This window comes from Ruegeria sp. YTSA072, from assembly GCF_059610285.1.
In genome coordinates, this window is the sequence record NZ_JBXWNI010000003.1 from 110,016 (window position 1) to 127,157 (window position 17,142).

14 protein-coding genes are annotated in these 17,142 nt (G+C 55.6%); 7 read left to right on the forward strand and 7 right to left on the reverse strand.

The annotated features are described in order from the left end of the window. Window positions 1-254: 254 nt before the first annotated feature. The 3 genes from AC2FIB_RS07300 to fcl all read left to right on the forward strand — a co-directional run bounded on the left by AC2FIB_RS07300 (window position 255) and on the right by fcl (window position 3,380). On the forward strand, window positions 255-1,139 hold the full coding sequence (locus AC2FIB_RS07300; protein ID WP_496736065.1) for a phytanoyl-CoA dioxygenase family protein: 885 nt from the start codon (window positions 255-257) through the stop codon (window positions 1,137-1,139). A gap of 128 nt (window positions 1,140-1,267) precedes the next feature. Then, window positions 1,268-2,392: a GDP-mannose 4,6-dehydratase gene (gene gmd, locus AC2FIB_RS07305; RefSeq protein WP_496736063.1), complete on the forward strand. Its 1,125-nt coding sequence runs from the start codon at window positions 1,268-1,270 to the stop codon at window positions 2,390-2,392. A gap of 10 nt (window positions 2,393-2,402) precedes the next feature. Then, complete coding sequence (gene fcl / locus AC2FIB_RS07310; RefSeq protein ID WP_496736061.1) at window positions 2,403-3,380, forward strand: GDP-L-fucose synthase; 978 nt, start codon at window positions 2,403-2,405, stop codon at window positions 3,378-3,380. A 33-nt stretch (window positions 3,381-3,413) separates the two neighbouring features. On the opposite strand, the gene AC2FIB_RS07315 is transcribed toward fcl, so the two are convergent. The 7 genes from AC2FIB_RS07315 to AC2FIB_RS07345 all read right to left on the reverse strand — a co-directional run bounded on the left by AC2FIB_RS07315 (window position 3,414) and on the right by AC2FIB_RS07345 (window position 12,948). After that, entirely contained in the window at window positions 3,414-4,553 is a 1,140-nt protein-coding gene (locus tag AC2FIB_RS07315; protein ID WP_496841861.1) for a DUF2793 domain-containing protein, read from the reverse strand. A 184-nt stretch (window positions 4,554-4,737) separates the two neighbouring features. Continuing rightward, a complete protein-coding gene (galU, locus tag AC2FIB_RS07320) occupies window positions 4,738-5,631 on the reverse strand; it encodes a UTP--glucose-1-phosphate uridylyltransferase GalU (protein WP_058277213.1) in 894 nt (297 codons plus the stop codon). A gap of 312 nt (window positions 5,632-5,943) precedes the next feature. Then, complete coding sequence (locus tag AC2FIB_RS07325) at window positions 5,944-7,749, reverse strand: ABC transporter ATP-binding protein (RefSeq protein WP_496736056.1); 1,806 nt, start codon at window positions 7,747-7,749, stop codon at window positions 5,944-5,946. A gap of 1 nt (window position 7,750) precedes the next feature. After that, window positions 7,751-8,680, reverse strand: coding sequence for an ABC transporter permease subunit (locus tag AC2FIB_RS07330; protein ID WP_058274595.1), 930 nt, complete (start codon window positions 8,678-8,680; stop codon window positions 7,751-7,753). A gap of 10 nt (window positions 8,681-8,690) precedes the next feature. Then, window positions 8,691-9,614, reverse strand: a complete 924-nt coding sequence (gene oppB / locus AC2FIB_RS07335) for an oligopeptide ABC transporter permease OppB (protein WP_058277210.1) — start codon at window positions 9,612-9,614, stop codon at window positions 8,691-8,693. 65 nt (window positions 9,615-9,679) lie between these two features. Then, window positions 9,680-11,308 carry a peptide ABC transporter substrate-binding protein gene (locus tag AC2FIB_RS07340; RefSeq protein WP_496736055.1) on the reverse strand — a complete coding sequence of 543 codons (1,629 nt, stop codon included), beginning with the start codon at window positions 11,306-11,308 and terminating at the stop codon, window positions 9,680-9,682. 404 nt (window positions 11,309-11,712) lie between these two features. Further along, window positions 11,713-12,948, reverse strand: coding sequence for a lytic murein transglycosylase (locus AC2FIB_RS07345; RefSeq protein WP_496739333.1), 1,236 nt, complete (start codon window positions 12,946-12,948; stop codon window positions 11,713-11,715). Between the two features lie 187 nt (window positions 12,949-13,135). Here AC2FIB_RS07345 and AC2FIB_RS07350 point away from each other — a divergent pair, with 187 nt between their 5' ends. The 4 genes from AC2FIB_RS07350 to AC2FIB_RS07365 are packed head-to-tail and all read left to right on the forward strand — an operon-like array spanning window position 13,136 to window position 17,133. Next, on the forward strand, window positions 13,136-14,098 hold the full coding sequence (locus AC2FIB_RS07350) for a ubiquinol oxidase subunit II (RefSeq protein WP_496736051.1): 963 nt from the start codon (window positions 13,136-13,138) through the stop codon (window positions 14,096-14,098). After that, window positions 14,095-16,185 (forward strand): cbb3-type cytochrome c oxidase subunit I, encoded by a 2,091-nt coding sequence (locus AC2FIB_RS07355; protein ID WP_496736049.1) that lies wholly within the window; start codon window positions 14,095-14,097, stop codon window positions 16,183-16,185. Before AC2FIB_RS07350 ends, AC2FIB_RS07355 begins: the two co-directional genes overlap by 4 nt. Further along, window positions 16,182-16,814, forward strand: coding sequence for a cytochrome c oxidase subunit 3 (locus tag AC2FIB_RS07360; protein ID WP_496736047.1), 633 nt, complete (start codon window positions 16,182-16,184; stop codon window positions 16,812-16,814). The genes AC2FIB_RS07355 and AC2FIB_RS07360 overlap by 4 nt, the downstream gene beginning before the upstream one ends. Further along, a complete protein-coding gene (locus tag AC2FIB_RS07365) occupies window positions 16,807-17,133 on the forward strand; it encodes a cytochrome o ubiquinol oxidase subunit IV (RefSeq protein WP_113790775.1) in 327 nt (108 codons plus the stop codon). Before AC2FIB_RS07360 ends, AC2FIB_RS07365 begins: the two co-directional genes overlap by 8 nt. Window positions 17,134-17,142 lie beyond the last annotated feature (9 nt).

Below are 17,142 nucleotides of genomic sequence, written 5' to 3' on the forward strand. Positions count from 1 at the left end.
CGTGAACTCTGGTTTTGGCTTTCCGGCGACACGTTTGATCCGGGAGGGTTTAGTCGTGCCCTCAATCTAATCATAAGGTCTGATCCGTGTGGATCCGGCCGGAGTTTTGAAAGCACGAAAGCGTTTCAGAAATGAAACGCGAGGTGACTTGCCCCAAAGGCTAAGCTGAACTTATCGTCGCACGTAGGATAAGCACCCTGCGGGCAGCGCAGGGTAAAACTCTGGGAAAGCAAGTTTTCAAGAAGGTATGCCAGATGTCTGAAAGCACCCCAACGCGCGACGTCGTACTTAGCCAGGCGCAATCCGACAAATATTGGGGGGATGGGTTTCTTTTTCCGCTGACCATCTTTTCCGAAAAGGAGGCTGCCGAAACCCGCGCTGAGCTTGAGCGGATTGAGCGGGAGTGGCTTGACGCGGATTTGCCCTTGCCGTTGAACACCTATAAACGGGTCAACGCACATCTGGTGATGCCGCTTGCGGCGCGTGTCGCGACGGATCCCCGCGTATTGGATGTAGTTGAGGGTGTATTGGGGCCGGATATCATGGTCTGGTCAGCTGAATTCTTCATTAAAGAGCCGCACACAGCCCATACCGTCGGGATGCACCAGGATTTGACCTACTGGGGTATGGGTGAAACCCCGGATCAGGTCACCGCGTGGATTGCGTTGTCGCCGGCAACGGTTGAAAGTGGGTGTATGGATTTTGTGCGCGGCAGCCACAAGAACCCGATCCTTCCCCATAAGGACACTTATTCAGACACCAATCTTCTGTCGCGCGGACAAGAGGTTGCTGTGGATGTCGCCGAGAAAGACAAGACCCACATCGAATTGGCACCAGGGCAGATGTCTCTGCATCATGGGCTGACGATCCACGGTTCGGGTCCCAATCAATCGGGTGACCGGCGTATTGGTCTTGCGATCCGCTATCTTAACCCGAATGCCAAGCAACTGGTTGCCGAGCGAGACTATGCCATGCTGGCGCGCGGGCAGGACGGCCAAAGCAATTTTGTTCATGTCGAGCCACCAACCGAGTTGTTTTCTGCTGATGCGCTTGCGCTGTACGACAGGGTTCGCAGCGATCAAAGCGCAGCGCTGGCAGAAGGTGCAAAAGACTCAGTACCGTTATATGCGTCGTCCTGAAGCGCTTGCGCAAACGATGGTCAACTGCAGTTGAATCAAAGCCCGATCGTGGCGCAGGGTTGCATTCAGGGGTATATTGCTGTTTCTGAGGCGGCGAAAAGCAAATCAGATATTCTCGGATCGCGGCTATGACAAAAACAGCATTAGTGACTGGTATTACAGGGCAGGACGGATCTTATCTTGCTGAGCTATTGCTGGAAAAAGGGTATGAAGTCCATGGGATCAAGCGCCGTGCATCTTCGTTCAACACACAGCGTATTGACCACATTTATCAGGACCCGCATGTGCCCAATCCGCGCCTGCACCTGCATTACGGTGACCTAAGCGATACATCGAACCTGACGCGCATCATTCAAGAGGTTCAGCCGGACGAGGTGTATAACCTTGGCGCACAGTCCCACGTGGCGGTCAGTTTTGAATCGCCCGAGTATACCGCTGATGTCGACGCAATCGGTACGTTGCGCCTGCTCGAGGCGATCCGCTTTCTGGGTCTTGAGAAAAAGACACGCTTTTATCAGGCGTCCACGTCCGAACTGTACGGATTGGTCCAGGAAACACCGCAACGCGAGACAACGCCGTTTTATCCGCGTTCCCCTTACGCAGTGGCCAAGCTGTATTCCTATTGGATTACAGTGAACTACCGCGAAGCGTATGGCATGTATGCCTGCAACGGCATCCTGTTCAATCACGAAAGCCCACGCCGGGGCGAAACCTTTGTGACGCGCAAGATCACCCGTGGTCTCTCCAACATTGCACAAGGTCTGGAAAGCTGCCTTTACATGGGCAACATCGACAGCCTGCGCGACTGGGGGCACGCCAAGGATTACGTCCGGATGCAATGGTTGATGCTGCAACAGGACGCCCCCGAGGATTTTGTTATCGCAACGGGTGTGCAGTATTCAGTGCGGCAATTCATCGAATGGTCTGCCGCTGAACTGGGCGTGACGCTTGAATTCTCAGGTACAGGCGTCGATGAAATCGCTACGGTCAAATCCGTCGAGGGTGATAGTGCACCTGCGTTGAAGCCCGGCGATGTCATCATGCGCATCGATCCGCAATATTTCCGCCCGGCCGAAGTGGAAACATTGCTTGGCGATCCTTCGAACGCCAAAAACAAACTGGGCTGGGAGCCGGAACTGACGGTTCAGCAGATGTGCGTTGAAATGATCACCGAGGACCTGAAGACAGCCAAACGGCATGCCTTGCTGAAACAGCATGGTTATGAATTGCCGCTCACTCTGGAAAATGGCTGAGGCGGGGGGCATGCGCAAGATCTACGTCGCCGGGCATCGCGGCATGGTCGGCGGCGCAATCCTGCGTCGCTTGCAAGACCGTCAGGCATCAGGTGAGGCGCTGGAACTTGTAACACGGACCCATGCGGAACTTGATCTGACCAATCAAGCCGCTGTCGCCGATTTCATGCATGCCGAGCGCCCAGACGTTGTCATTCTGGCGGCGGCTAAAGTCGGCGGTATCCATGCCAACAACACCTACCCGGCTGATTTCATTTACAAAAACCTGATGATCGAGTGCAACGTGATCCATCAGGCGTTTGCCGCGGGGGTCAAAAACCTGCTGCAGTTGGGCAGTTCCTGCATCTATCCGCGCGCTGTGCCGCAGCCAATGCGCGAAGATGCCCTGCTGACAGGTGTGCTAGAGCCGACAAACGAACCCTATGCCGTGGCAAAGATTGCCGGAATCAAGCTGTGTGAAAGCTACAATCGGCAGCACGGCGTGGACTATCGTTCCGTGATGCCGACAAACCTGTACGGACCTGGCGATAATTTTCACCCTAAAAACAGTCACGTCCTACCCGCCCTGATCCGCCGATTTCACGAGGCACAGCGGAATGGGCTGGAAGAAGTTATCATCTGGGGCACAGGTAAGCCCCGGCGCGAGTTTCTGCATGTTGACGACATGGCTGAGGCGTCTTTGTTCGTAATGGACCTACCGAGTGCTGCATATGAGGCAAATACCCAACCCATGCTGAGCCATATCAATGTGGGATGTGGTGAAGATATATCAATCGCGGAACTGGCAGCGATGATTGCAAAGATCACCGGGTTCACCGGGCGGATTACGCAAGACGTCAGCAAGCCGGACGGTACCATGCGGAAGCTGATGGACGTTTCCCGGCTGGCAGATATGGGATGGCGCGCGACTATCGGGATCGAAGACGGTATTCGCGAAACCTATGTCTGGTTTCTGGAACAAGCCGAGGCAGAACTTCGCGCGAAGTGACCGCCCGGACAAAGATCCGGGCAGTCTGGCGGATCAGAACCAGTGGCCAATTGCTATGGCCGTTGGAGGTAAAGCGGTCGCGTCAGAAGCAGACGAAAGAACTTTGTACACGACCTGAGTTTCGGACGGTTCATCAAAGCCCATGAACCTGTTGATCGCGCCCCCACTGCCGCTGATTGCCGGGTTGGTGCCAGTAGCAAAGGCAGCCGGGAAAACCCATGTTGCAGACGAGCTCGCATACAGTGCACCTTCGGTGTTTGTGCAGGTCGTTGCATCCAGTGAAGCGGTGCAAATCTGGGTACCATCAGCAAACCGGACGAAATCACCACTCGGTGTGGCTCCTCGTTCAATCACGGCGCCGGTTGGGGTTCCGCCGCTTTGCGTGACCGCCCCCAAAAGATTTCCGGGCCCATAGCCATAGTCAGCCCGCATCAGACGGCCCGCAGTTGTATCTTCCGCGCTGTTTTGCACGGCCGTGCCAGAGGCCACCCCGGACGTTGGATCAAAGCTCAGCGCTTCGGACCAATTATTCCCATCCGGCGAGACCTTGATGGAAAAGCCTGTGCTACCGGACAGACCCATTTCCGCATGTCCGGTCCAGTTGGATTGAAACAAAAGGGATGCGGTCTCACCCGCATTTGCCTTGTTGATCTTCAGTTGATGCCCGGCACCTTCGTGGCTCAGCAAGGTTGCCGGCGCGCGCACCGAAAGACGGTTGGTCGTGTCATGCCCGGTGGCAATTCCGACGCCTGGCAGGTTCTGCGTCGTGGTAGGGGGTTCGACCCATGCCGACCCGTCCCAAATTGTCAGACGATTATTCTCTTGGTCCCACGCGCGCCAGCCCGATTTCGGCGTTATGAAATGCCAGCCATGGTCTAACCAAGCTGCAATTTCTCCCTCATGATCCGACCAATCGCCGGAGGGCGTCGACCCAAGGGCATAAAGCTCACCCTGTGCCGGAACTGCGGGCGGGGTCGAGGCATTAGTAGACTCAATGCAAAGCTGGACAACCAGATCAAGGCGTCTCAGGGCTTCATTATGCGTGACGTGCTTTTGCGCTTGCGACGGTTGCAGGAATGGCAGGTTCAATCTGGGCGAATTTTGGGACAAAGGGCATTCTCCGTTGGTTGTCGGATCGACAATTGCGTTGCGCGCCAGACTGCCGCGCCTCACATGAATCCCGCCTGACCTATGCGAACGCTCGGTTAATGCCGTGCCAATTTTTTGCCTGAGCGAAGGGCTGTCCAACCACCCCAGGGCTTTTGATCCACACCGAAAGAAAAAGGCAAACTGCAATGCCTGCAGTTTGCCCTTAATTCGATACCGTTTACCTCGTTTTCGAGGCCACAATCCCTGGTTACTGGGCTGCCTGACCCGTGGCGACAACGTCGTGCAGGTATTTTTGCAAATCCTCTCGAAGGTCATCGCGCGCCAGCGCAAACGCGACTGTTGCCTGCAAGAAGCCCGCTTTGGACCCGCAGTCAAACCGCTGGCCGTCGAATTTGTATCCGAAAACCGGGACACCGTTTCTGATATCTTCGGCGATTGCGTCCGTCAGTTGGATCTCGCCGCCACTGCCCAATTTGTTCTGGTTAAGGTTGTACAGAACCGATGGGCGCAGAATGTAACGACCGATTACCGCCAGATTGGACGGTGCTTCCTCGGGTTTCGGTTTCTCGACCATGCCGCGCGCGCGCACCGATGTTCCGATGTTATCGCCCACATCCAAAACGCCGTAAGAGCTTGTCTTTTCTGGGGGAACTTCCATGGTGGCAACCATATTGCCGCCGGTTTCTTCATAGGCTTCTATCATCTGCTGCAAGCAGGGCTTTTCCCCTGCGATGACGTCGTCGGGCAGCATGACCGCAAATGGTTCGTCTCCAATCAGGCGGCGTGCGCACCACACGGCGTGACCCAAGCCCAAAGCTTTGTGTTGCCGGATATAGGCGATAGCCCCGCTTTCCATGTTGGTCGCATTTAGCGTTTCCAACAGGTCGTCTTTGCCTTTTTCCTTAAGCGTTTGTTCAAGGATTTGGTTGTGGTCAAAATAGTCCTCAAGCGCTGACTTTCCGCGGGACGTTACAAAAATGAATTCGGTAATCCCGGCCGCCCGGGCTTCGTCGATTGCGTATTGAACCAGCGGGCGATCGACCAGGGTCATAATTTCTTTAGGTACCGATTTTGTCGCGGGCAGAAAGCGAGTACCAAGACCCGCAACCGGAAAAATCGCCTTTGTGACCTTACGTGCCATGCTACCTCTCAGCAAAAGTCTTGTCCGTATGAAAGTGTTTTGTCGACGCCACCTCATATTGCGCGCGGTTAGAACAATCAACGCAATTAGGCAAAGCCGGTCAACTCGGAGAGATCGTGCCACCGTTAAAAACGGAAGTCAAAATGCTCTGCTCATGCTGGCGGCAACTTAACCTTTGAAGTTGTCGATATTGGGGCAAAGTAGATGAATTTGCACGTATTGGGCGCAATGAGGAAACAAAAATGAGTCGCCAAAACGCCCAAAAAATTGAACTTGCCCCGAAGGCAATTACTTGCTTCGGGGCAAGCGGGTTTATGCCTTCGCCATGATCGCCTCGAGCGGGTCGTGTTCGGCTACAAAATGATTAGGCTTCACTTCACTCAGCCGAGGAACATAGTCATTCTCACCAGCCGCCAAACGACTTGGGAGGAAACGCAACGCAGCTTTCGGATCCATCGGTGAGGGCAGTTCGCCCGGCAGTTTCAGGCGCGTGCGGCTGCGCTCCACGTCCGGGTCCGGAATTGGCACGGCCGAGATCAGCGATTTGGTGTAGGGGTGGATCGGATCGGAACAGATCACTTCTCCGTCGCCCAGTTCCACGATCCGGCCCAGATACAGCACCATGATCCGGTTCGATACCGCCCGCACGACCGACAGGTCGTGACTGATAAAGATCATCGACAGGCCGAACTCTTTCTGCAATTCGCGAAGCAACTCCACGATCTGCGCCTGAATCGACACGTCCAGCGCCGACACAGCTTCGTCGCAGATGATCAGCTTGGGTTTGTTGATCATCGCTCGCGCAATGCCGACGCGCTGGTTCTGACCGCCCGAAAGCTCGTGCGGGTAGCGGTTGATCATGTTGGCCTTCAGGCCGACCCGTTCCATCATTTCGGCGACCAGCTTCTTGCGTTCCCGCTCCGTCAGGTCAGGGCGATAGGTCTTCAGCGGTTCCGCAATTGAGGCGGAGATGGTCATACGCGGATCAAGGCTGGCCAGCGGATCCTGGAACACGATCTGCAAGTCCTTGCGGTACTTGTTCAACTCGGCCCTTCTAAGTCCGACAATTGGATGGCCCAGCCAACTGACATTTCCCGCACTGGGTTCGATCAACTGCAGAACGGCCCGCGCCAGTGTTGACTTACCGCAACCGGACTCGCCCACAACTCCCAATGTTTCGCCCTTGCGGATGTCAAAACTGACACCATCGACGGCCTTCAAAGGTACTTTTTGCCCGAACAAACCGCCCGAGACGTGGATTGGGAAGTGCACTTTGACGTCGTCGACTTTCAGCAGCGGCTCATCGATTTTTTCCAGCGCCTTGGGTGCGTCACCGGCGTCGATGCGGGGCATCGCGGCCAGCAAAGTCTTGGTGTAGTCGTGTTTGGGCGCCCGGAAGATTTCACGCGTCTCGCCGGCCTCAACGAATTGACCCAGCCGCATGACCTGAACGCGGTCGCACATGCGTGCGACAACGCCCATGTCGTGCGTAATCAGCGCAATCGCGGTGCCTTCGTCCTTTTGCAGGCGTACCATCAGGTCCAGAATGTCGGCCTGAACGGTTACATCCAGCGCCGTTGTCGGTTCATCAGCGATCAACAGCTTTGGATTACACAACATGGACATGGCGATCATGACCCGCTGGCGCATACCGCCGGACAGCTCATGTGGATACTGATCCAAACGCCGTTTGGCTTCCGGGATGCGAACACGGTTCAGCCATTCCAGGCAACGTGCCCGAGCGGCCGATCCTTGCAGCCCCTCGTGAACCTGCAGAACTTCGCGCATCTGCTGACCGACCCGCAGGTGCGGGGTCAGGGCGGTCAGGGGATCCTGAAAGATCATGCCGACATCGTCGCCACGGATCTGGTTCAGCTTGTTGACCGGCAGGTTCAGAATTTCCTGACCGTTCAGCATGGCGGAACCGGTTGCCTGCCCGGCAGGTGGCAGCAGGCCCATCGCGGCCATGAATGTCTGGCTTTTGCCGGACCCACTTTCGCCCACGATGCCCAGGCATTCGCCTGGATTGATGTCAAAACTGATGCCTTTGACGGCCTCTACAACGCCGTCGGCGGTGTTGAACTGGACGCTCAGGTCTTTTACGGAAAACAGGCTCATATCAGCGATCCTTCGGGTCCAAAGCGTCGCGCAAGCCATCACCTATGAAGAACATGGTGATGATGATTGCGACGTAGAATGTCAGTGGGAACAACAACTGCCACAGCGTGCCATAGCCCATCGTCCCGGCCCCTTCGGCGATCAATCGACCCAGAGAGGTATAGGGTTCGGAAATCCCAAGGCCGAGGAACGAGATGAAACTTTCGGTCAGGATCATCTCAGGCACCAGCAGCGAAGCATACACAATCACCACGCCCAGAAGGTTGGGCAGGATATGGCGATACATGATGGTGAATTCGCTGACCCCAGCTGCGCGCGCGGCCTCGATGAACTCTCGGTTCTTCAGGGTCAGAGTTTGCCCCCGAACAATTCGTGCCATCGTCAGCCAGCCGACCGCGCCAAGAGCAATAAACAGCATGACGAATGATCGACCCGCGACAACCAGCAAAAGGATGATTACCAGAGTTGCCGGAATGGCCAGCAGGATATCGACGAAGCGCATCATAACACCATCGGTGCGGCCACCGATATACCCTGCGGCAATACCGTAACATGTACCGACGATCAGGGCGGTTGCGGCACCGATCAGACCCACCAGCAGCGATGTCGTCGTCGCCTGAATGATGCGGCTGTATAGATCGCGCCCCAGATCGTCGACGCCGAAGAAATGTCCAGTCTCTGCGGACGGCATTCCCATGCCGCGTACGTCGCCCATGACGTTCCAGTCGATTTCCTCGTTGCTCCAAACGGCAAAGTAGGGGCCAATGATCGTGAACAACACGATCATCGCCAGAATGAACAGGCTCGCCATGGCGGCTTTGTTGCGAACAAAACGCATCCGTGCGTCCTGCCAGAGTGAACGCCCCTGAATGACCGTGTAATCGGTGATGTCTTCGGCCAGGTGGGCGGCTTTTTGTGATTTACCAAGCATTGCCAGCCCCTCAGTAACGGATTTTCGGATCGAACCAGGCATAGGCCAGGTCGGTCAGCAGGTTTACGAGTACGGTCAGGACGCCATATAGGATCGTGACACCCAACAGCACCGCGTAATCACGCGATAGCGCGGACCCCACATAGGCCTGCCCCAGTCCACCGGTCGAAAAATAGATGTCCACAAAGACCGAACCCGTCAGTACGTAGACGAAAACCGGACCCAGATAGGACACGACGGGCAGCAAGGTTGGTTTCAGTGCATGGCGCCAGATCACGGTTCTTGTCGGCAGACCCTTGGCGCGAGCCGTGCGGATGAAGTTCGAGTTCAGAACTTCAAGCATCGATGACCGCGTGATCCGCGCAATGGATCCCATGTATGAAGTCGCAAGCGCGATAACGGGCATAATCAGGTACGGCCACTGGCCGCCATTCCAGCCACCGCCCGGCAGCCATCCCAGCCACAAGGTGAAGGTCAGGATCAGGATCGGACCCATGATGAAGTTCGGCAGCGCCTGCGCTGCGATACCCAAGCCAACAGCGAAATAGTCGATCCAGCTGTTGTGCTTGATCGCCGCGGCAATCCCCAGCGCGACTCCGACGGTTGTTGCCACCAGGAAGGACAGCGAACCGTAGGTCAGCGAGATCGGGAAACCCTGCGCGATGATGTCATTCACATCCCGGTCCTTGAACTTAAAGGACGGGCCGAAATCAAAATGCACGACGATGTTGTACAGATAGTCCCACAGCTGTTTCCACAGCGGTTGGTCCAAACCGTACCGCGCCTCGATATTGGCCAGCACAGCGGGCGGCAGTGGCCGTTCCGAGGTGAATGGTCCACCTGGCGCGAAGTGCATCAGAAAGAAACTTGCAACGATCAGCAAAAGGATCGTTGGGACGGCGATCAGCAATCGCCGGACGATATAGGCAAGCATTTCATGCCCCCATTATTGGCATTGCCCCGGAAAGAACTCCGGGGCAAAGCTTGGTCTAAGGAAGATTATTCGGCGGTTTTGTAGAGGTTCTTGGAATACCAGTTCTGCTCTACGTTTTTGACCGGCCAGTTACCGACATCGCTGTCCATCATGTAGACGCCAGCATAGTGATAGATAGGGATAACGGGCGTCTCTTGCGCGATGATACGCTCGACCTCGGTGTAGAGAGGAGCGGCATCGTCAGAGGTTTTGGCTTCGGACAGCAGTTCATCAACGCGGGCGTTGTTGTACTTGCCGTCGTTATAGCCGGAGTCCGACTGTAGCAGATCGAGGAAGGTCGACGCTTCGTTATAGTCGCCACACCATGCGCCACGGGCCAGATCGAAGTTCTGGTTTCCGCGTTCTTCCAGGAAGATCTTCCATTCCATGTTGGCCAGCTCGGCATTGACGCCCAGCTTTTGCTTCCACATCTGGCTCAGGGCCACGGCAACTTTTTTGTGCGCTTCCGAGGTGTTGTAAACCATCTCAAAGCTCAGTGGGTTGTCGGGACCATAACCAGCTGCGGCTAGCAGTTCCTTGGCCAGTTCGTCGCGCTCGGCCTGCGACATGGACGCCATTTCTACGTCTGGAACGTCAAAGCCTGCGGTTGCTGCCGGGGCAAAGGTATAAGCCTGCGGCTGCCCACCTGCCATGATGTTCTCGGTGATGATCTTACGATCAACTGCCAGCGACAGCGCCTGACGGACGTTCGGGTCCTTGAAGGCTTCGGGGCCACCATCGGACAGGTTGAACGTGTAATAATAGTTACACAGGCGCGGGAAGCTGATTGCTTCTTCCGGATGCTCTTTTTGCAAGCGTGGGAACTGACCTGCGGGAACTTCTGTGCGGTCCAGCTCACCTGCCAGGTAACGGGTCAGCGCGACGTTTTCGTCGTTGATGACCAGTGCCACGACTTTTTCGATGATCGTGTTGTCGTTGTCCCAGTAGTTTTCGTTCCGCTCACGAACCGAACGTTCCTGCGGCAGATGCTCGGTCAGGACGTATGCACCGTTCGATACGATGTTTTCAGGCTTGGTCCAGGCGTCGCCAAACTCTTTGATAACTTTCTGCGGGGCAGGGAATGTGGTCGAGTGTGTAGTCATTTGTGGGAAGTACGGCAGCGGTGCGCTGAGCGTCACTTCAAGCGTGTGGTCGTCGATGGCTTTGACGCCTAAGTCGTCAACCGACTTGTCACCTGCGATGATTTCAGATGCGTTCTCGATTGACATCAGTTCCATGAACCATGCATAGGGCGAGGACAGGGCGGGATCGACGGCACGTTTCCAGGCGAAAACAAAATCGCTGGCGGTTACCGGATCACCATTCGACCACTTCGCATTGTCGCGCAGGGTAAAGGTGTAAACGTCTTTGGAGTCGTTGGTGGTGTAACCGGTGGCAACACCGGGGACCAGATTGCCGTCTTCGTCCTGGTTCATCAGGCCTTCGAACAGGTCACGCACGATCTCGGCGCCGGAAACATCCTCAACAACTTGAGGATCGACCGAGCTGTGTTCGTCCAGAATACGATAGGTAAAGGTTTGGTCATCCGCCAACGCTTCGCCGGTAGTCGGATGGGTTCCGGCGGCAAATGCAGCACCGGTTATCATGGTCGAGGTCAATAGCCCCGCAAGAGATGTACGAATATACTTGTTCATGTTTTTCAACTCCCGTTTTTTATTCAGCAACCCACGCGCATCCCTTCAGGATGGCTGAGGGCCACCATGTTTGTCCGACCCAGAAAGAGACCGGGACTGGTTCGAATTTTGCTTTTTCAGATCGCAATGAACACCGCGTCGCAGTCTTTCGGTTTGCAGTCGGGAACGTGTTTGCAAAAGTCGCCTTTCACTGATGTCGAACGTGGCATTATTTCAAAAAAGGTTAAAGCCTTTGCCTTAAAATTGGGCAACCAGAGGTGGAATGTGAATGGAAAAGGGGGTGCAGTGGAAATTTTATGTTGAAACTCGGAGGCTTCGTGACATTTTCGTGAAGGGTACCGATTTTCGTTTGGTTGTTTCCGTCGGGTCAAACAGCTGAGTGGTATCTGGATCAGGGCGAATCGCTACTGTTTCAGGCTGGCCTTCATTCCCGCATCAGGAAAGCAGGTAGGAGCTTGGCCGATCGATTCTTGCCAGCGTCCGATCGAGCGACGGGTTTTGAAACCCGGTAGGCCATCTGCTCCGCCCACGTCGTGTCCTTGTTGTTCCAGTTTGCGCTGCATGGCAGCGATATCGGATCGGTACATGGCGTCGATCTTGCCCCAGCGACCAGAAAAATCGCCAACGCCATATTGAATGCGGTCTCCGACGTGTCCAACGAACAAGGCATACAGATCGCTTTTGTTGTATTCCTTGAGGACATAGAAGTTCGGCGTGACGACAAAGGCAGGTCCGTTCCGCCCTGCGGGCATCATCAAATACCCCTCTCCGGCCAGTTCATGTTTTGGAAACGGCTTGCCTGACACGCGTGCAATTCCCATTGCGGCCCAGTCCCTAATGGGTCTGCCTTGGTCAGGGCCTTCCAGCGCGCAGGATATGGTGTCAGGAACAACGACTTCGAACCCCCAATCGCGCCCGGCCCTCCAGCTATGCTGCGCCAGATAGTTCCCGATAGAGGCGATTGTATCTTCGGCTGAAGTCCAAATGTCAGCTTTCCCGTCCGCGTTCCCGTCGGCCGCATAGGTCAGGAAATTGGAGGGCATGAATTGCGGTTGGCCCAAAGCGCCCGCCCAGCTGCTTTTCATTGTGCCCGGCGGTGCATCGCCCGCTTCGGCGATTTGCAGCGCCGCGATCAGCTCTTTGGTAAAATAGTCAGCGCGGGTACTCATGAACCCTTTGGTGCCCAGCACCTCGAAAGTGTTGTGTCGAATGGGAACTTGCCCATAGCCGCTCTCACGACCCCAGATGGCCAGAATGATGCGGGCGGGCACGCCTGTTTCGGTCTCGACGCGCGCCAAGGCTGCGGCGTGTCGCCGGGCCATCTGCCGCCCGACGGATGTCGCGCCCTGAACGGAACCCGCGTTGAAGTATCGACCCGGAGAGCCAAATTCAGCCTGTTTTTGCCGTTTCGGGGTTTTGATCGGTTGCCCCGGAGGCACCAGATCCGGCAATTTCCAGTTCAGCGTCACACCGTCAAAGGCTTGTTGCATTGTACGCCTGGAAACACCCTTGGCTCTGGCCTTTGGCCAGATAGTTTCTTGCAGCCAGTACTGGAATTGTCTTTCAACCGCAGCATGATCTTGCGCGGTTGCACTTGTGGATAGGCACCAAAGACCCAGGACGAACATGATCCATCGCATCGCTTAAGGTCTGGCTTGGTCAAAGCCGCAAGTCAACAGCGGTTTTCCCGTGGTTTTGTCTGCGCCTATTCCCGCCGTTGATCAGGGTCGGCGGCAGAGCACCAACCTATTTGGGAAAAAGCCTTGAGAAATTTCATTTGTCTGCCGATAGTTGGCGCGAGAGATTGCTTTAGGAGGACAATCAGGCGTGGCCCTATTCCGAATGTCACCAAAGGCGATGCAGGTTGTGATTGTCGCTGCAGCTCTCTCTGCTACGGCGCAAGCTGCCGGCGCAAGTGACAGTTTCATGGACCCACAAGGTCCGATTGCCGCTGTCCAAAAAGTGCATCTTTTCCGCGCAACTGTCCTGATCCTGTTGGCGGTTGTTCCGGTTCTTGTTTTGGTGCCGCTGATTGCCTTTCGGTATCGGCGGCGCAAAGAAGGCGGAGCCATATACCGGCCCAAGTGGGATTTCTCCGGTCCGTTGGAGTTCGTTATGTGGGGCGTGCCGGTCCTAATTGTCGTGCTGCTGTCTTTCTATCTGTGGAAGGCGACGCACAGATTGGACCCATATTCGGATCGCTTTGGCGAAATGCCTGCGCTGAACGTTCAGGTCGTCGGCTTGGATTGGAAATGGCTGTTCATCTACCCCGATCTTGGCATCGCCAGCGTCGGAGAGCTTGGCATCCCCGTCAAACAGCAAGTCGCAATGACACTGACGACCGATACTGTGATGCAGTCCTTTATGATCCCTGCTTTGGCAGGCCAGATTTATGCAATGCCCGGTATGACTACGGAATTGCATGTCGTGTCGGATGTGGCTGCAACAATGCAGGGCGAGAACACCCAGTATAACGGGCGCGGGTTCACCAAACAGAAGTTCCAAACCGTTGCCATGTCCGTCGAGGAATTCAACGAATGGGTCGACAAGGTGCGCAGTAACGGCATTGCGCTGAATGACGAGACCTATCGCATTTTGGCCATGCGGACGGACCGGGACGAGGTGCAAGCCGCGTTGGGAACCGCGCAAATGCCAGATAACGCGTTGTATTTCACGCTGGAGGACAGCAACCTGTTTCATTCAATTGTGCATCGGTATCACGGCAACAATGCTCTGACCGCCGACCAGCAGCCAGGGACGGTAGAATTCGGGCAGGAGGCGCAGCAATGACCACCAATGGTTCTGGCTTCTTCGGCCGCCTGAATTGGGACGCGTTTCCGATTACAGGGCTTATTCAGAATCCCAACACGAACGAGATTGTCGCCAACACTGCCGCTGCGATAGTGATTGTCGGTGTCATCGTCGTCGTTGGATCATTAACGTGGTTTCGCCTTTGGGGACCATTGTGGCGCGATTGGCTAACCAGTGCGGATCACAAGAAGATCGGCATCATGTACATCGTCTTTGCAATCGTCATGCTTGCGCGCGGCGTTTTGGAAGGCGTGGTAATGCGGGCGCAGCAGGCGGCCGGTCCGGGCGATGGATTTCTTGAGGCCGAGCATTTCGCCGAGCTTTTTAGTACCCATGGCACGATCATGATCTTCTTTGTCGCCGTTCCTTTTGTGTTTGGGTTGGCAAATTTCCTGATCCCGCTGATGATCGGTGCGCGGGATGTGGCTTTCCCCGTGATGAACCAGATTAGCCTTGGGCTGACTGTCTCAGCCGGGATGATGCTGATGGTGTCGCTTGTGGTGGGCGAGTTTTCGACTGGCGGCTGGACAGCATACCCGCCGTACACTGGTGCGGCGTTCAACCCTGGTGTCGGTCCAGACTACTGGATCTGGGCGATCGTCGTCTCTGGTGTCGGAACAACACTGACGGGCATCAATTTTGCTGTCACGATCTATAAGTTGCGCGCACCTGGCATGAAATTCATGCGGCTGCCGATGTATTGCTGGACAATTATCTGTAGCTCAATCCTGATTGTCTTTGCCATGCCGCCTCTGGGTGTTGCCGCCCTGATGCTGGCAGCGGACCGGTATCTGGACTTTCATTTTTTCACCAACGACCTTGGCGGCAACATGATGAACTACGCCAATATGTTCTGGCTGTTCGGTCATCCCGAGGTCTATTTGCTGGTTCTGCCGGCCTACGGTATCTACTCTGAGGTCTTCGCAACCTTCTCGGCCAAGCGCCTGTATGGCTACAACTCGCTGGTAATCGCCACCATGTCGATCGCGGTGTTGTCATTCACTGTCTGGCTGCACCACTTCTTCACCATGGGTCAAAGCGCGCTGATCAACGCCGTGTTTGGCATCGCGACAATGCTGATCGCTATCCCGACCGGCGTGAAGGTCTATGACTGGATGGCTACCCTGTTCCGCGGGCGCATCCGGTTTTCGGTGCCGATGCTCTACGGGTTATCTTTCTTGATGCTATTTGTCATCGGCGGGCTTTCCGGTGTGATCCTTGCCAACCCAACAGTGGACTATCAGGTCCACAACACGTTATTTCTTGTCGCCCACTTCCACAATGTCCTGTTGCCGGGGGTGCTGTTCGGATTGCTTGCCGGATACAACTATTGGTTCCCCAAAGCTTTCGGGTTCCGCCTGAACGAATTCTGGGGCCGCGTCTCGGTTGCGTTGTGGACCGTCGGGTTCATGCTGACATTCCTGCCGCTGTATTTCGTCGGCCTGATGGGAATGCCACGCAGGTCTTTCAGTTGGGAGGACCCGAGCTTCCACCCGTACATGATCGTCGCCGTCGTCGGCGCGCTAATCATATTGGCGGCTTTGCTGTCGGTGATCGTGCAACTGTGGGTTAGTATCCGTGATCGGGAAAAGGCACGCGTTCCAGTCGGTGATCCGTGGGATGCGCATACGTTGGAATGGTCGATCCCGGCCCCGCCGCCTTCCTACAATTTTGCCATCATCCCCCATGTGACCGATCGAGACGATTTCGCCGCCGCGAAAGAGCGCGGCAACGCGTATCCGTCGCCTGATGCCTATGAGGATATCTCGGTTCCGTTAAACACTGGCATAGGGTTCAGTCTCTGCGTGCTCAGTGGGGTTTGGATGTTTGCGCTGGTCTGGTGGATTTGGTGGTTGGCAGCGTTGATGACAATCTTGATGCTTGCATCCTTTATCGCGTGGACGTTTAAGGCCGAAACAGAGCGGGTCATCCCGGCAGACGACGTGCGTAAGCAGCACGAAGCCTGGTTGGATCTGGTTCACAATTCTACGCCCGTTGACCGTGATCACGAAACTGCCCCGGAAAATCGCGGATTGGCCCGCTCTGATCTGGAGGCCGTGACATGAAACGCGCGCCCACCCACAGCTATCCCGGCCTGAACCTTGGACGGCGGCACGCAAGTGCCGACAAGGCAAGCGAAGTCGTCACCTTTGGGTTCTGGGTCTTTCTGATGAGCGATCTGGTCTATTTCGGGCTGATGTTCGCGATCTACATCACGATGATCGACGCACAGGCAGGCGGACCCGGGCCGCACGAGCTGTTCGACCTTAAAAGCATCTTTGCGCAGACACTGATCCTTTTGACCAGCAGCCTTACCGTGGGTCTGGCGTTGCTTGCGCTCAAATACAATCTTCCGCGGTGGCGGATCATATTCTGGTTCTTCGTGACTCTGGTTCTTGGTCTCAGTTTTCTGGTTCTGGAGATCCGCGATTTCATGGCGATGGCGGAAAAGGGCGGTATCCCTCAGCGTAGCGGTTTTCTGTCCGCGTTTTATGGCTTGGTACCCCTTCACGGCCTGCACGTTACAGCAGGGTGCATTTGGCTGATCGTGCTGGGCATTCAGCTAAGGGTCTTTGGCCTGACTGATCTCCTGATGTCACGCGTGGTGCGGCTGGCGTTGTTCTGGCACTTTCTGGACCTCATCTGGATCGGCATCATCACGATCGTTTATTTCGGAGGGCTGACTTATGGATAAACGTAGCGAAATGCATCGCCGCGAGCGCCGCCGTTATGTGATCGGCTATGGTGGGTCGCTTTTGTTGACCTTTGCAGTTTTCGGAATCGCTTATCGTTACGGCATTGAGACAAAGGGCGTTTACCTTGCAATCAGTCTGCTTGGGTTGGCTCAGCTGATCGTACAGCTGGTTTATTTCCTGCACATCGACCGACGTCGCAGCAGCCGCGAAGATCTGGACCTTATCCTGTTTTCCACGATGGTGCTGCTGATCATCATTCTTGGAACTGTTTGGATCATGGGTAATCTGGCGGTTCGGATGCACACGTTTCCAATGTGACGTTCGGCC

Coding starts and splice junctions, on each gene's coding strand:
- AC2FIB_RS07325 (WP_496736056.1), bottom strand. CDS start 7,749: ATGAGCCTGTTTTCCGTAAAAGACCTGAGCGTCCAGTTCAACACCGCC.
- fcl (WP_496736061.1), top strand. CDS start 2,403: ATGCGCAAGATCTACGTCGCCGGGCATCGCGGCATGGTCGGCGGCGCA.
- gmd (WP_496736063.1), top strand. CDS start 1,268: ATGACAAAAACAGCATTAGTGACTGGTATTACAGGGCAGGACGGATCT.
- AC2FIB_RS07330 (WP_058274595.1), bottom strand. CDS start 8,680: ATGCTTGGTAAATCACAAAAAGCCGCCCACCTGGCCGAAGACATCACC.
- AC2FIB_RS07360 (WP_496736047.1), top strand. CDS start 16,182: ATGAAACGCGCGCCCACCCACAGCTATCCCGGCCTGAACCTTGGACGG.
- oppB (WP_058277210.1), bottom strand. CDS start 9,614: ATGCTTGCCTATATCGTCCGGCGATTGCTGATCGCCGTCCCAACGATC.
- AC2FIB_RS07365 (WP_113790775.1), top strand. CDS start 16,807: ATGGATAAACGTAGCGAAATGCATCGCCGCGAGCGCCGCCGTTATGTG.
- AC2FIB_RS07345 (WP_496739333.1), bottom strand. CDS start 12,948: ATGCGATGGATCATGTTCGTCCTGGGTCTTTGGTGCCTATCCACAAGT.
- AC2FIB_RS07355 (WP_496736049.1), top strand. CDS start 14,095: ATGACCACCAATGGTTCTGGCTTCTTCGGCCGCCTGAATTGGGACGCG.
- AC2FIB_RS07340 (WP_496736055.1), bottom strand. CDS start 11,308: ATGAACAAGTATATTCGTACATCTCTTGCGGGGCTATTGACCTCGACC.
- AC2FIB_RS07300 (WP_496736065.1), top strand. CDS start 255: ATGTCTGAAAGCACCCCAACGCGCGACGTCGTACTTAGCCAGGCGCAA.
- galU (WP_058277213.1), bottom strand. CDS start 5,631: ATGGCACGTAAGGTCACAAAGGCGATTTTTCCGGTTGCGGGTCTTGGT.